The organism is Hellea balneolensis DSM 19091, from assembly GCF_000428525.1.
Taxonomy (GTDB): Bacteria; Pseudomonadota; Alphaproteobacteria; order Caulobacterales; family Maricaulaceae; genus Hellea; species Hellea balneolensis.
Window position 1 is genome coordinate 940,738 of sequence record NZ_AUAC01000002.1, and the last position, 14,354, is coordinate 955,091.

The 14,354-nt window shown below is 48.0% G+C and carries 17 protein-coding genes; 11 read left to right on the forward strand and 6 right to left on the reverse strand.

Features of this window, described 5'->3' with window-relative positions; translation table 11 throughout:
- Nucleotide 1: 1 nt before the first annotated feature.
- Complete coding sequence (locus F569_RS0104645; RefSeq protein ID WP_026941246.1) at nucleotides 2-370, reverse strand: DUF6249 domain-containing protein; 369 nt, start codon at nucleotides 368-370, stop codon at nucleotides 2-4.
- 123 nt (nucleotides 371-493) lie between these two features.
- On the opposite strand from F569_RS0104645, the gene F569_RS16510 reads away from it, so the two are divergent.
- Nucleotides 494-1,117: a YceI family protein gene (locus tag F569_RS16510; protein ID WP_051279310.1), complete on the forward strand. Its 624-nt coding sequence runs from the start codon at nucleotides 494-496 to the stop codon at nucleotides 1,115-1,117.
- Here the strand turns inward: F569_RS16510 and lepB are convergent.
- Complete coding sequence (gene lepB, locus F569_RS0104655) at nucleotides 1,114-1,890, reverse strand: signal peptidase I (RefSeq protein WP_051279312.1); 777 nt, start codon at nucleotides 1,888-1,890, stop codon at nucleotides 1,114-1,116. The genes F569_RS16510 and lepB overlap by 4 nt on opposite strands.
- Nucleotides 1,891-1,963: 73 nt before the next feature.
- Here lepB and F569_RS0104660 point away from each other — a divergent pair, with 73 nt between their 5' ends.
- The 10 genes from F569_RS0104660 (at nucleotide 1,964) to F569_RS0104705 (ending at nucleotide 12,050) form a co-directional block, all read left to right on the forward strand.
- On the forward strand, nucleotides 1,964-2,569 hold the full coding sequence (locus F569_RS0104660) for a YceI family protein (protein WP_026941248.1): 606 nt from the start codon (nucleotides 1,964-1,966) through the stop codon (nucleotides 2,567-2,569).
- Entirely contained in the window at nucleotides 2,566-3,135 is a 570-nt protein-coding gene (locus F569_RS16515) for an L-threonylcarbamoyladenylate synthase (RefSeq protein ID WP_051279315.1), read from the forward strand. The genes F569_RS0104660 and F569_RS16515 overlap by 4 nt, the downstream gene beginning before the upstream one ends.
- 1 nt (nucleotide 3,136) lies before the next feature.
- On the forward strand, nucleotides 3,137-4,525 hold the full coding sequence (locus tag F569_RS0104670) for an FAD-binding oxidoreductase (RefSeq protein ID WP_026941249.1): 1,389 nt from the start codon (nucleotides 3,137-3,139) through the stop codon (nucleotides 4,523-4,525).
- A 109-nt stretch (nucleotides 4,526-4,634) separates the two neighbouring features.
- Entirely contained in the window at nucleotides 4,635-5,723 is a 1,089-nt protein-coding gene (locus tag F569_RS0104675) for a hypothetical protein (RefSeq protein WP_026941250.1), read from the forward strand.
- Between the two features lie 10 nt (nucleotides 5,724-5,733).
- Nucleotides 5,734-6,858 carry a hypothetical protein gene (locus F569_RS0104680; RefSeq protein WP_026941251.1) on the forward strand — a complete coding sequence of 375 codons (1,125 nt, stop codon included), beginning with the start codon at nucleotides 5,734-5,736 and terminating at the stop codon, nucleotides 6,856-6,858.
- 24 nt (nucleotides 6,859-6,882) lie between these two features.
- Nucleotides 6,883-8,826 (forward strand): ATP-binding protein, encoded by a 1,944-nt coding sequence (locus F569_RS0104685; RefSeq protein ID WP_034387205.1) that lies wholly within the window; start codon nucleotides 6,883-6,885, stop codon nucleotides 8,824-8,826.
- A 2-nt stretch (nucleotides 8,827-8,828) separates the two neighbouring features.
- Complete coding sequence (locus F569_RS0104690) at nucleotides 8,829-9,593, forward strand: hypothetical protein (RefSeq protein ID WP_026941253.1); 765 nt, start codon at nucleotides 8,829-8,831, stop codon at nucleotides 9,591-9,593.
- Nucleotides 9,590-11,101, forward strand: coding sequence for a DUF6638 family protein (locus tag F569_RS0104695; RefSeq protein WP_026941254.1), 1,512 nt, complete (start codon nucleotides 9,590-9,592; stop codon nucleotides 11,099-11,101). Before F569_RS0104690 ends, F569_RS0104695 begins: the two co-directional genes overlap by 4 nt.
- The gene (locus F569_RS0104700) at nucleotides 11,098-11,364 is read left to right on the forward strand and encodes a hypothetical protein (RefSeq protein ID WP_026941255.1); all 267 of its coding nucleotides are present in this window, start codon (nucleotides 11,098-11,100) and stop codon (nucleotides 11,362-11,364) included. The genes F569_RS0104695 and F569_RS0104700 overlap by 4 nt, the downstream gene beginning before the upstream one ends.
- 11 nt (nucleotides 11,365-11,375) lie before the next feature.
- Nucleotides 11,376-12,050: a DUF1523 family protein gene (locus tag F569_RS0104705; RefSeq protein ID WP_026941256.1), complete on the forward strand. Its 675-nt coding sequence runs from the start codon at nucleotides 11,376-11,378 to the stop codon at nucleotides 12,048-12,050.
- Here the strand turns inward: F569_RS0104705 and F569_RS16520 are convergent, their stop codons facing one another.
- From F569_RS16520 to F569_RS0104725, 4 genes are all read right to left on the reverse strand, one after another.
- Entirely contained in the window at nucleotides 12,051-13,127 is a 1,077-nt protein-coding gene (locus tag F569_RS16520; RefSeq protein WP_051279317.1) for a mannose-1-phosphate guanylyltransferase/mannose-6-phosphate isomerase, read from the reverse strand.
- 80 nt (nucleotides 13,128-13,207) lie between these two features.
- Nucleotides 13,208-13,621: an energy transducer TonB gene (locus F569_RS16525; RefSeq protein WP_051279319.1), complete on the reverse strand. Its 414-nt coding sequence runs from the start codon at nucleotides 13,619-13,621 to the stop codon at nucleotides 13,208-13,210.
- Entirely contained in the window at nucleotides 13,618-13,908 is a 291-nt protein-coding gene (locus F569_RS0104720) for an HPr family phosphocarrier protein (RefSeq protein ID WP_026941257.1), read from the reverse strand. The genes F569_RS16525 and F569_RS0104720 overlap by 4 nt, the downstream gene beginning before the upstream one ends.
- Nucleotides 13,905-14,309 carry a PTS sugar transporter subunit IIA gene (locus tag F569_RS0104725; RefSeq protein ID WP_026941258.1) on the reverse strand — a complete coding sequence of 135 codons (405 nt, stop codon included), beginning with the start codon at nucleotides 14,307-14,309 and terminating at the stop codon, nucleotides 13,905-13,907. Before F569_RS0104725 ends, F569_RS0104720 begins: the two co-directional genes overlap by 4 nt.
- Nucleotides 14,310-14,354: the final 45 nt, after the last annotated feature.

Here is a 14,354-nt window from a genome sequence, read left to right on the forward strand (position 1 = left end):
TTTAATCTTCAGGATTCTTGCGGCTGATGAATGTCCAAAGACCAATATAAGCCAAGCCAACCAAGAGGGGGAACATGGCGAAGCCGCCAAAGACTTGCTGGGCCTCTTTCTCAGGAATGGCACTTCCTAGGATTATTGTTGCAATAGCCAAGGCAATCAAAATCAAGCCTGTGCGCAAATCACCATGCTTACGTTTAGGCCGAATACCCAAAGCCCGAATAGTTTCAGGCGTCAGAGCCTCTCCTTTATCAACCATTGCTTTCATCACTTCAGTTGCGGCTTTTTGGGTTTTGTGCCGATAAGCACTAACAGCCCAAATCGCCGCCGGTATACTTGCGAATAAAACAACACCTACAATTTCATCTGACATAATCGTCTCCTTTTCATCTGATTATACCCTTAAGACGTTACAACTTATTCATTTGGATGCAGCAGTGTAAAAAATTTCTGCAATTTTCCTTTTCATGCGTATAATGAAGTAAAGGATATTATTATGAGATATTTTGCATTACCTATTACGGCCACATTCCTCACGGTCTCGGCCTGCAGCCAAGCGGCAGAACCCACGTCATCTTCACAGCCCACAATCTCTAGCCCAGCTCTTGACATGAAACCGATTGGAAACTGGATTGTCGTAAAGGCTGACAGCCATATTAAGTTCACAGCCACCCAGCAAGGCAAAGGCTTTACAGGCGAATTTGAAAACTATGATGTGCTGATTAATTTTAACGAAGACGCTATCGACGCGGCCAGTGTGGTGGCCGAAATTGATGTGTCGTCTATCAGCACAGGTGACGAAGAACGCGATAGCACACTTATCGGGACAGATTGGTTTAATGTAAAAAGCATCCCAAAAGCGGTATTTAGGTCGGACGATTTCATCAAGACAGGCGATAAGCGTTACGAAGCGCGCGGAACCCTTTCCATGAAAGACACTTCGCAGCCCCTTACCCTGCCTTTCACGCTCGATATTACAGGCTCAAAAGCTGAAATGGACGCCGAGCTTACGCTGGACCGCACTCTATGGAATGTAGGCGCTGGCTCATGGGCAACAGATGAATGGGTCAGTACAAAAGTCGTAGTGGATATAAAAATTTCGGCAGAGAACCCGAATTAAAGCTTCTTCATCGCCCGGAAAGGCGGGCAATACATGTTCTCTTCGTCCTTACAGCGTTTAAACGAGAACATCATAAGGTCGGCCCGACCAATAAGGTGATCGAGCGGCACGTATCCTGGCCCTAAGTTCGCACGGCTGTCGGTGGAGTTATCTCTGTTATCCCCCATGAAAAAGACGTGTCCTTGGGGCACAAGAAACTTTTCAGTCGTATCAAGATTACCGCCATCTGTTTGCTCGTAGATTATATTTGTGCCGTCCATATCGGGAAGCGTTTCTTCGAACACATCCACCCCGACAACGCTGCCCAAATGTTGTCTGTATAGAAAGTTATCAATATTTTCGCGGGGAACTAAAACGTCATTTATAAACAACCTACCGCGATGCATGCGGATCGTGTCACCCGGCAGCCCAACCACGCGCTTAATCATAACAATACCAGATTTCGGATTGCGAAAAACAGCAACATCGCCTCGCTTGGGTAATTTGCTGAATATTTTGCCGTCTTTGAGAAAGGGCAATTTATGCAGGTTAAACGGAGCTGAGTGGCGTGAATATCCATAGGCAAATTTCGACACATAAAGATGATCGCCTACTTCAAGAGTGGGCTGCATCGACTCTGACGGTATTTTATAATGCCCCCAAACAAATGTCAGAAAGGCCAGCATAACAACAGCCAAGCCCGCAAAAAATTTTACTTCAGCCAGAATACGTTGGCCTATAGAGGGTTTTTCAGTCTCGCTCGCGTCGGTCTCAATAGATGTGTCATTCGTCATAACCCGCCAATGCCGCGATATGGCCGCATTATCAAGTGTTTCATTCTGTCATTTGCGTAACTATAATAGAGCCATGATGCGTGCACTTACAGTTTCTCTCGCCTTTGGGCTTTTATCCGCTTGTGCCACACCGCCTGTTCTCGAACCTGCGGCGGCGCCAACTGGTAATTATATACTCGACCCCACTCATGCCAGCGTAACGTGGTCGCTCTCTCATGCGGGATTGTCCAATTACACGGCACGATTTGATGATATTTCAGGAGTGCTGGATTTTGACTCCGCAGCACCGCAGAATAGCACAGTCGATATCCGTATTGACCCCAAGAGTGTTTCAACCGGATTACCTAAATTTGACGAGGAGCTCGCGGCAAGCGGTAATTATTTTGATGCCAATACATTCCCTGAAATTCGTTTTGTTTCGACCGGTATTAAACTGACGGGCGAAGCAATGGGACTCATAACAGGCGATCTCACCCTAAAAGGCGTAACCAAGCCTGTGACATTGGACGTGACATTTAACGGCGCGGGTAAATCCTTCGGCAATCCCGGAAAGACACTCGGCTTTTCCGCATCAACCAAATTCCTGCGCTCAGACTTTAATATGGGGCACCTTGTTTCGTTCGGGATCGGCGATGAAGTGGCCCTTCGCATTGAGACGGAATTTAACGAAGCGCAATGACGTCTTTGTCTAAAATCATAACTGTGATAAGTGAATGCGGAGTTTGTGTCCTACCCACTGAAACCGTTTATGGTGTTGCCTGCCTCGCAGATAATTCCCGAGCCATTGACCGCGTTTATGCCATTAAAGGCCGTGACTTTGATAAACCCTTAGCCGTTTGTGTGCGAGACATAAAGACTGCCAAAACTCTTGCAAAATTTGACAAAACAGCATTGCAGCTTGCCAATGAGTTTTGGCCTGGACCTTTGACGCTCGTCCTACCTGTGGAAAACAAAAAACTAGATAGTCGCTGTTACCAAGGCAACACCATAGCTCTGCGCTGTCCCGACATTGCTTGGCGCGAACATTTTAAACAGCCCCTCGCCCTGACCAGCGCCAATAAGTCCGGCGAGCCTGCCGCAACTACTGCTCAGTCGGACTTAGATGTGGATGCCGTACTCGATACGGGGCCGAGCCGTGAGAAAATTCCGTCCACTATTCTTATGGTTCAAGATGGTGCAATTAAATGTCTTCGCGAGGGGGCCTTAAATGCGGCTGCTCTGGCCGCTTTCGATATAGAGTGGTAGAATGCTAGACGGACTTAAGGCCCTGAAATCCGCCTTGCCCGCTGCGGCGTGGACGCAGGACGCGGATATTATCGCGCCGCACCTTGTGGAATGGCGGGATAAATATTTTGGCAAAACACCACTCATGCTCACCCCACGCTCAACGGCAGAAGTCTCAGAGGCGGTGAAAGTCTGCGCGGCGCATGGGCTCAAGATTGTTCCGCAAGGCGGCAATACAGGATTGGTGGGCGGGCAAACACCCCAAGGCGAGGTTCTATTCTCCCTTAAAAAAATGACCACCATTCGCGCTGTGGACGCTGTCAATAATGCTATGACCGCCGAAGCAGGCGCGACTCTGCAATCTGTGCATGACGCCGCCGATAAAGCCAACAGGAAATTTCCGCTCTTCCTCGCCTCGCAAGGCTCTTGCACCATTGGCGGCAATCTTTCGACTAATGCGGGCGGGAACCATGTTCTGAAATATGGCACGACCAAAGACTTAGTTTTCGGTGTTGAAGCCGTACTAGCCAGCGGGGAGATATACAATGGCCTGACGAGCCTTCGAAAAGATAATACGGGCTATGATTTATCGCGCCTATTCCTCGGTGCAGAAGGCACGCTTGGCATTATCACGGCAGCAAGCCTGAAACTCTTCCCAAAAGCCAGCTACACACAGCGCGTCATCACGACCGTGGAAAGTCCCGCCAAAGCGCTCGACCTGCTGGAGCATTGCCGTGCAAGCGGACGGCTCGGCATGTTTGAAGTGATGCCCCAGATTGGGTTCAACGCTGTCGTAAGTAACATCCCCGACCAGAGAGACCCGTTTGAAACGTCTTACACTTGGTATGTCATCATTGATTGGGACTTTGAAACCGAGGCCGAAGGATCAGCATTAGCGGAGAAGCTCTTAAGCTCTGCGTTTGAAAAAGACCTCATCCGCGATGCCGTCATTGCGCAAAACGAAACCCAAGCCGCGCAAATTATGTCCCTGCGCGAGAACATGTCGGCAGGACAAAAGTTCTTAGGCGGCTCAATCAAGTTCGACATCACCGTCCCGCTCAATACGATTCCCGCCTTTTTCAAAAAAGCCGATGCCGCAATGGAAGCTCAGATTCCTGGCTCCCGCCCTGTTGGCTTTGGGCATTTTGGCGACGGCAATATTCATTACAATATCGCCCAGCCTGTCGGCATGGATAAAGAAGAGTTTCTCAATCAATGGCAATCCGTCTCTGAAATCGTTTTTGATATTGTCGGCGAGTTTGGCGGGTCTATTTCTGCCGAACACGGCATCGGCATCATGAAAAAAACGGATCTCGCAAAGCGCGCCGACCCTGTGAAAATGGCAATGATGCGGTCGATAAAGCAGGCACTCGACCCCGACAACATAATGAATCCACGGGTTATGATTTGAACTCTCAATTATTGCCCCCTATCCGATTTTCGTGAAAATCGGACGAATCACAATTGTAAATCGTCCAAAACTCCCTATGTATATTGGACACAAATAGGGGAGACGATATATGTCCAGTTTCGAAGCTCAGATCGCGAAGTCTCGAAAAGAGGTTGCCGAAGCGCAATCTAAAATTACAGAATTATCCGGTAAGATTGAGACCGCGCGCAGTAAAATGGCGCAAGGAACTGATATTACATTAGACATCGAAAATGCATCACTTGAGGATGTTCACGCGCATTCTGATATGATGAATGCCAATATCGCCGAGCTTATTTTAGGCTTGGATGATGTCACGGCAGGGTTCTCCAAAGATTTTGACTCTATGCGGTCAAAAACGGGGTGGGAAAAATTCGTGGGAATATTTTCAAAAAAGCGTTCTGAAATGATGCGCCAAGAACGTATCCGTGTCGCCTCTATTGAGGACAAGCTGCAGGATCTTATTGGCAAATCCAATACGATTGGCGCCATGTTGCAGGATCAACTCGACGAACTCGGCCGCCATAAAAATCAGGTGGAAACCAATCTGCAAAATACGTTGGCCGAACGCGGAACGACTCTTGAAGAGCTCACGATAATACGCGACGAGCTTAAAGCTCTCGACCCGCAGGTGATTGAGCTTGAAGGCAAGCTGGCTGTTGCGACAAACGCGAATGACCGCTCCAAGCTAGAGTCAGAATTGGCGACGGTAAACGCCCGTTACAACGAGCTTGTCCAATTAGAACAAGTCAAATTAGGCGGCTCGCAGACGCTAGAGCGCTATGTCGAGAAAGGCAAAACGTGGCTGGATTCACTACAGAACCAAATGGCGACGCAGATGGTGCTACTCAATAAGCTACAAACAGACACCAAACAACGTGTTGTCCTTTATGATGCTCTGTCCAAATCATTAAAGACTGCGCAACAGCAAGATGTGGCCCACCAAATCAATGAGATTGGCGTCGCCACGGATAAAGAAGCGCAAGTTGCCATGGCCGCGATCGGCGCGGCGACCAATACGCGTATGGCGGAAATGATGGAATCCCATGAAGATCATATCGTCTTTGCCCGCAAAGTGCTTGAGGAGAAAGTCAAAGCCGATGAACGCTTTGCCCGCCGTTTCGAGAAGATTGTCGAAATGCATGACAAGAATGCTTACGGCGAAGGCTCGCTGGGTTAGGGTAACTTAGGTGGACTTAACTTTCGACCACAAAGTCCTTGATAGCGCCAAAGCCACCCGGCGCTATTTTGCAAAATTTGAACGCATCATAGTACATCTTACCGAGGTGGTGGATCTGTCTAAATCAGAACTCCTCATCACCTCGCCTGAGGCCAAGATGCTCAAGGAATATTTAGAGGCGCTATCTAACACCTTCACGGCTCTGTCTTATAAGTTCTTAATGGCGCACCGCGTGCAAAAGCAGGCGGATCTGAATTTTAGCATTGATAAGACTGAGAGCGGCTTTCCAATATTCCGCGAACTGATGCAAATGGCATCCGATGCGACGCAGGCAAAGAAGCATTTAAAATCTCTACCGAGCCAAGAACGCCTGAAGAAAGATATGATCACGCATATCCTGACGGAGCAATCTGCGCCGAGCCAATTACAATATGCCCTGAGCCAGCGTATTTATTATGAATATTTAGCTGAGAAAGATCTATTTCTCTCGCAAAACCACCCGCAGATTATTTGGGTGGGTAAAGACATGAAAGCGGGCCGCCGGAATTACCTCGTCCACTGGGCGAGCTATGACAGCCAGACCAATTTACCATCTATCTATATGATGGAACTCGAAGACACCTCACACCGCGCCCTGCCCCATGATGAGCGCCGCTGGCCGCGTGTGCAAAGTCATCTTATGGCGCAAGCCGTGTCGAGCCTGAAACTCCTCACCATTGCCAAGGGATTCGACCAGGACTTTAACGATCTGCATCCCAAGCTTTTGCGGCGTTTTCATCTTGGCCCAATGCACAGTCATAGCTTTACAGAGCAACATGGGCCGCTTCGCAATGTTCTGGCCGGAGCCGATGGAGAACCGGGTCTTGACTGGGCTCTGGCTTGGACGGTTGAAAGTCTCGTCGCTGAGACCACCACCAAAGAAAAAGTTGGCATCTTCAAACATGCAGAACGGCAGGTTTATGCACTTAATAAAATGGATTTCAAAATGGCCGATAGCGGCGCAACCGAAATTCGCCGCTCACTCATCCTGCCCCACCGCGCTTACCAAGTGCTGGAAGAAAAAAATAAAGCCGATTTCGATGGCGTACGAAAATATGTCGTCGGCGGAAATAATAAAATCCTGAGCTACAAATAATAACACGTTACAAATAGGACGCCCATGTCAAACGACTTGATGGAAATTAAAGAAGAGCTCATCCGCGAGAAATATACGGCGGCCGAAAGCTTACTGGATGGTTTTGATCATACACCGCGTTTAGCCAAGCCCAAATCAGGCGCAGCTCCCGCCAAAGAAAAATCGCCCGGCATAGGCACGCGACGCCGGTTCCGCTCAACCACACCGGGCCTTGTCACTAAATCAACGGCTCGCGCCGAAGGCGTGCATATCATTAACCGCGTACAGGAAAATGATGACAGTGAAATCCTGATGAGCCCAATGCAGGCCAATGTCCTGCATAGCCTGCGCCGCGCCCTCGCCACTTCAATGGTGGTCGCCGATCAATTTGCCGATCATACGGGGCTCTCCCAACTCCTCAAAGATAACCTTGAAGGCAGCTTGGCCGCCTCGCGTAAGTCTGAGTTTACGGAACTGCTCGCGGCCTCATCCGTCATAAGCCTTCATGTCTTTGCCAATATGGCGAGCTTCCTGCTCGCCAACGCCCATACTGATGCCTCGGACGTAAACGTCGAAGTCGGTGAAGTCGAAGAAGTGCTGACGGATAATTCTCATCTCGCGCTGACGGGCGCGCTTTGGGAACTTGACCAAGACCTCGCTATTTTCGCGACCAGCGAAGATAAGCTTATCCCAACGGTGACGGCTTTCCTCGAACAGCTCATGGAAAAAGTCGGTCTTCGCGCCTCCAACATGGCGCGCCTTGAGGCTTTCACCTCGGTTAATTACCGCGTCGAGGATGATGACTTTAACATCAATGGTTTTACGCCGTCGGGCCGTGGGAGCAGTACGAAACTGACCATGAGTTTCAAAAAACCCAATGAAATTGTCGGCAACCACATCGCTAAATATCAAGCGATGAAGCTCGCAAAAATGATTATGGCTTATGATTTTGATCGTAAGCTCAACCCCTTTGTGGATTTAGGCGGGTTCATCTTCACTTTTATGGGCGACGGTAAGCCGGGCACAGGTAAGACCATCCTTATTCAGATGATGGCAGGCCTCATACATGATTATTGCCAGAATGCGGGATACCCCTTTCGTTATCAAAACCTGTCTACGGAAAGCATTGATAGTTATCAGGGTAAATCGGCGCAAAATGCCAAGGCCTTTTTTAATAATCTGATTGACCCCAATGTCATCGGCTTTGGCACGATTGATGATATTGACCAACTTGCGGGCAAACGCGGTGACCGCCAAAGCTCTGCGGGGCAGCTTGAGATTACCGCCGTGTTGATGGAAAGCTTTGCAGGCGCGAATACCGTTGTGCGCGGCAATTGTACCTTTGGGATGTTTTCTAACTATCCTGAAAATGTCGATGATGCGCTGCGCCAACGCGCGGGCGCGAGGTTCTTAGTTGATGGGCCGCAAACGCGCGAAGACTATATTGATATTCTGCACATCTTAATGGGCAAGAACCATAACATTCCTGTCGGAGATCATAAGCTGTTTGAAACGCAGCAAATTAAAAAAGCTGTGGCCCGTAGTTTCGAAGCCCATAGTAAGCCGCAAGAAGACGGGCTGATAAAAGTTTATGAACAGACAACCAAAAAAATCGGCAAGCTAGATACGCTCGCAAAAATCGGAACTTATTTAAATAACATCCAAAATGTCGATGAGCGCTTTACAGGCCGCGCGATTAAAAACATCACAGACGCCATTAAAGTCCGCGCCATGGATTTCGAACTCCCCGATGAATGGATGGAAAAACCTGACCTCTTCCTGCTCAAAGATTATGACACAAAGAAAGATATGATTGCCGACCTCTCCGTCCCCATCACAGTCGATATGGTCATGCAGGAAATCAACAGATATGCGGACTCAGAGTTTCGTTATGCTGATAAGTCAGATGAAGTCGCGATTGAGAATATGGTGCGCGACTTTGGACGGCAAGAAAAAGCTAAGAAGCGGTATTTGAAGGGTAAGAAGTAAAGGTGTCTGTTGCGGCTATAGATATCAATAATCCTGACTCTTACCCAGATGCTCTTGTAGGGTTGATGAATGAGAACAGCGAATTATTTTTCGCATACCAGGACTCAGAGGCTGAAGCGTTACAATCACGTTTAAAAGGTAATCTCGACTATTTATGCATGAGAAATAAATACTCTTCAGAATATTCAAATTTTTTAGAAACTAAACTTCTTAGCATGGTCAAAAAACAGTCTATTTTTGGTTGGCACTTTACGCGATTAACTGAAAATGAGCGTAATATTATAAAAATTGAGGGTATCATTCCATCGTCATCAAACTTTCTGGAAACACGTTTAACAACATTAGTTGAATCGGGAATGTTGTCTGCCTCAGAAAAAAAATCAATAACTGAAAACTCTCCTTTACAGAATGAGCAACAGAGAAAATCCAGAGAAGGTAAATTTTGGTTCGTTTCAAAGAAATTTCCTTTTAATGATGGACGTGTAGAACTTTTGCTTAATCACTGGGGGGGAGAAGTCGCATATTTTTGGATTCACGATGAGACTTTAAAAACTAAATTGCAACAAATTGGCAATGCAAAAGTAATCGAAGCAACTGTTCCAATCGAAATGATTAAACAAGCATATAGCGCAAGCGAAGCTATTCTTGCAAATTATCTCGACCCCGAAAAAAGATATGACATAAATCGTGAGTTTGATTTCTACATCGAGAAACCTCTAGCGCCAGAATTGATTAGCTTTATCCCTATCGAGGAACTACCCTCATGATGCGGCTCGTCAAAAATGGGCTCATGTTTGGCAATCTTGTCGAGGTTAAGTCGGTGGCCTTGGTCGAGCGCTATAATCGCGCGCTTGATCACCTTATTGGCAAGACCACCGAACTCACCGAGTTTCATATTGATATTGCGGGTTACTCCCCTGAAATCGGCCATGAGTTTGGCGATGACTTATACCTGAATCCCAAAGGCTGTAATCAGATGTTTATTCTGCTCTCGACGGATCAGAAAACGGCGCCTTTGCTGAACTCGCAATTCTCGACCTCGCGCTCTATTCTGCGGCATTATATTGAAAAGAATGAGAACCAGCTCTTTGCCCTGACCGCGCGTGAAGCTGTGGCGGGGGAGTTGATGAATTCCGTCTTTGCGATGGATGACCCGCAAGACCTTTTGCATATCAACCAAATCGACATTGAGGCCGACACCATCCAAGAACATGTCGCCGAAGCCAACCTTTTGGGCGGGCATATTGAACGCTTTATGACCGAGGACGATGCGTGGTGGGATGATGTGTTGATTGCGGAAATGATAGAACTTGCCAAACGCACCGGCAATATTCAGCGTAATCCCGTGGAGCTGAAAACGCAGAGCTATACGCAGGGCAATTATTACACATCTCATTTTGGCGGGGTCTATGTCTTTCGCGATACCCAGACGCCGACCGTCATTGCACGGGAGATGATTGACGGTCTGGACGGGCTCTCCATCGAGAATATTCTTACCTTTGAAAACCGCGAAGAGATTGCCAAATTTCTGCGCGATGAAGGCTTGTCAGAATTAATTGTGCAGCGCCCCAATGAGAGCACGGCGGCGATTATCAAACAAAAGATAGATTTCATCACGATTACAACAGCGGCTAATTTGGGCCACGACCTGAAAGGCGTGACGCGGCGCAATATGCGTATGCTTGAACGGCGCTATGCCAATGAGATGCCGCCAGAATTTAGCGGATTGATGGATGTGTATCGCTGGGCGAGCCTGGGCGGGGGCGTACCAAAGATCGGCCCTGAGCATCCCGCCTTTTTCTATGCCTTGCGCTCTAGCCAGCATGAAGACAGAGACCTCGTCAATATGCTGCTCTCTGACCTCTCGCGCATGGATTTTCGGCAACTCTTTATTTGTCACAAGCCGCTATTCTATGCCGCCTATCGGAGTTGGTCCGAGCCGAAAAAAGACTATGTCTCCAAATTCCTCGCCGCAGAATATGCCATGGATAAAGTTGGTGCGCGGGAAGCTCTATTTGGTGAAGAACCTACAATGGAAGAGCCTGAAACACTCTACAGCGCTGAGGATTACAGCGAGACGAAAAAGAAGCGCGAGATAAAAAGCCCTTGGGGTGTGCCGCTGATTAAAGACGGTGTCGTCTATGTGAAACCCCATGATGATGATGACGATAACAGAAAACGTCACCCACGCCGTAAAGGCCGAGGCCTGCGAGAAGAATTAGAGTGGGATAAAAAGAAATATAGAGGTAAAAATAAAAAGGGCCGCAAGAGATGATTATCTGGGTTCGCAATATCGTTCTAATTCTATTTGTCCTGACAATTATTTATCTCGCCATGTCGACCGTCTCGCGTCTGCGTAAACGGCAACGCCTAAAGCTCGATTACACAACGGCTAAAACTGAAACACCTGAAGACGAATTTATCGCCAACGGTATGCAAAAATATGAGCGCTCATTAAAACCCAAATTATTTATTGGCGTTTATCTCTTTCCTCTCGCCGTGATTTTACTTCTCGGCTATCTGGCGCAATATTCGTAAAGGACGATACTATGAAAACGATTAAACGCATATTCATATTCTTGCTCGCGCTGATTACGGTCGTTCTCATTCATTACTATCTGCCGCAACGCGATATTGTGCAGGTCGTTAATACCGACGTAAAACGCATGGATATCAGTAAAGGCTCACCCTTTTGGGATCGCCCGGATGCGGGCACAGACCAACAGGAAACACGCGATGTGCGCTTTATCTATACGGTCAATAAAAATGATAAAACGCGCGTTTACCGGAATGAAGATACAGGTTGGTCATTCCCGTTTTACTTGAAATTTGACAGTAGCGATCTTTCCGCAAAAGCCCAAAATCTTGCCAATAAAGACGACACTTGGGTCGCGGTCACACATTACGGCTGGCGCATCAGATTATTTTCTATCTTCCCCAATGCAACCAAGGTCAAACAAGTCAGCGGCCCGGATGTCTTCCTCATTCCCTGGTTTAACATTGTCTTTTTATTCTTTGTCTTCCTTATTCTGTTTTGGATATGGCGAACAATCCGCCGCTGGAAAAAGAAAAATGTCGATCCGATTACGGATAAAATTGGCGATGAGTTGGACGAGGTTGCAGATACCGTACGCGGACATGCCGGAAAAGCAGGTCAAGAGCTGAACGAAAAGCGCTCAGGGTTTCGTAAATTTATGCGCCGCTGGTTTGGATCTTCTAAATAATTAGAGTTTGTCGTTGCGCTTTTCGGCTTTCAGCGTTTCGACAATTTTCTTAACATCCTGCGCGGCGTCTAACTTCGCCACAAGGATCGATCCATCTTTAACGATCACGGCCAAGCCATCAATGCCAACCGTTGTGACCAGTGGCCCATCTGTTTCAATGAGGCTATTTTGCGTATTATAGGCGATAACATCCCCTTTGACTGCATTACCCTCTTCGCCTTTTTTAAGAGCATGTAGTGAGGTGAAAGACCCAATATCATTCCACCCTATATTTGCCGGAACAATTGCGGCTTTATCCGTCGGTTCCATTACGGCATAGTCAATGGACTCTGACGGACAGGCCGCGAAACTCTCTTCATCCAAATTGACTTGGCCCGAGACTAATCCCGCATGGCCGTAAGCCAAGCTCGCCTGTTTGACGATTTCGGGATGAAATTTCCGCATTTCCGTTAAAAGCGTTTCAGGCGAGAAGAGGAATATACCTGCATTCCAAAAATAGCCGCCTTTATCCAAATAGCTTTGCGCTGTTTCGCGGTCCGGCTTTTCTTTAAAAGCATTGACTTCAAAGGCGCCGGGCGAAAGCGGGTCGCCTTGTTCAATATAGCCATAGCCCGTCTCAGGCCCATCTGGGGTAATCCCAAATGTCACAAGATTGCCATTCTTAGCCGCCGTCATAGCCGCCGCAACGGAACGGCGAAAAGCATCCGGCTTAGTCACATGGTGGTCGGCAGGCGCGAGCAAGATAAGTGCCTTAGGATCGCTAATCTTGGCGTGAAGCGCTGCAATAACCGCGCATGGCGCTGTATTGCGGCCCATAGGTTCAACGATAATCGCACCTATCGCCATATCGATCGCGGCCATTTGCGTACGAATAGGCTCTGCATGTGCGGCATTGCAGATAAATACAGGCGGATGGAAAAGGTCGCCGCTCAACCTCTCAGCCGTTTCCTGCACCATTGTTTGTTCAGTCACGAGTGGCAGCAATTGTTTAGGCATTGCTTGTCTTGAGGCCGGCCATAGCCGACTTCCTGCCCCGCCAGACATTATTACAGGTATAATTTTCACGTCACGCATCATAAGTAGTGGTTATCACAATAACCCTTTAAATCCTCTTAAATCGAACACTTAAGAAGGGTTTAATAACAGTTCAAAAGCACCTAACCACCTAAGGTCACCTCTCCGGCTCTGTACCTTAAGAGGACGCGGCATTTTTTGAGTGCGCCGTCTTTCGGCGGCTCAAATTGCCATTTCCTTACGGCAGAGAGTGACGCGCTATCAAATAATCCGTCGGGTACTGAGCGCTCAACATCCACATTTTCAGTATCCCCACTTTCGGAGACATCAAGCCTGATAATCGTCCACCCTTGGCGGCCCGAATTAAAAGACCTTCTCGGATAAGCCGGCAAATCAAATCTTCTGGCCGCGAGTTTTTCACCGCCCAAACAATCATCAGGATTGGAATAGCCCTTTACCCAAGGGTCAGGCGGATATTGACTCTTGGGCTTGAAAACATCCTTGGTTGCGCAGCCGCTCAGGATTAAAACAATTAGACATAGGCAAGAAAACTTCATTCGCTTTCTCCGAAACGACCTTCAACCAAATCCACTAAAGCGCTTATGGCCGGCTCGGCCTCTTGGCCCGTCGCAGAAATAGTGATCTCTTCACCGCAAGCTGAGCCGAGCAATAGGAGCTCCATCACGGAGTCTGCAACTACCGTTTCCGCGCACACATCATTATGGCTTCGCACCAAAACCTGGGCATCAAAGCGCATCACGCATTCCATAAATTTATTGGAGGCCCGCGCATGAAGTCCGCGCTTATTGATAAGCCTAACGGTTGCTGTTGCCGTGTTGCTCAAGTGACGCCTGCTAGAATTTTTGATGCAATCGCGATGTAACGTTGACCTGCCTCTTTGGCTTTTTCAGCGGCCTCATCAAGCGAGGCTGTTTGACGGGCTTCGGCGAGTTTAATCAGCATGGGTAAATTAACACCGGCAAGGACTTCGACCTTGCCTTCGCTCAGCATCGAAATCGCAAGATTTGAAGGCGTGCCGCCAAACATATCAGTAAGCAAGATAACGCCATTTTTAGCATCTAGCCGCTTTACCGCGGCGCGAATATCATCGCGGCGGCGTTCCATGTCATCATCAGGACCTATACAGACAGTCTCTAAATTTTCTTGCGGTCCCACAACATGCTCTGCAGCCCGCTTTAATTCAGTGGCGAGCTGTCCGTGCGTTACAATTACAAGTCCAATCATGGACAAACCTTTTATACCCGTGGGCGATTTTACCCGAATACATAG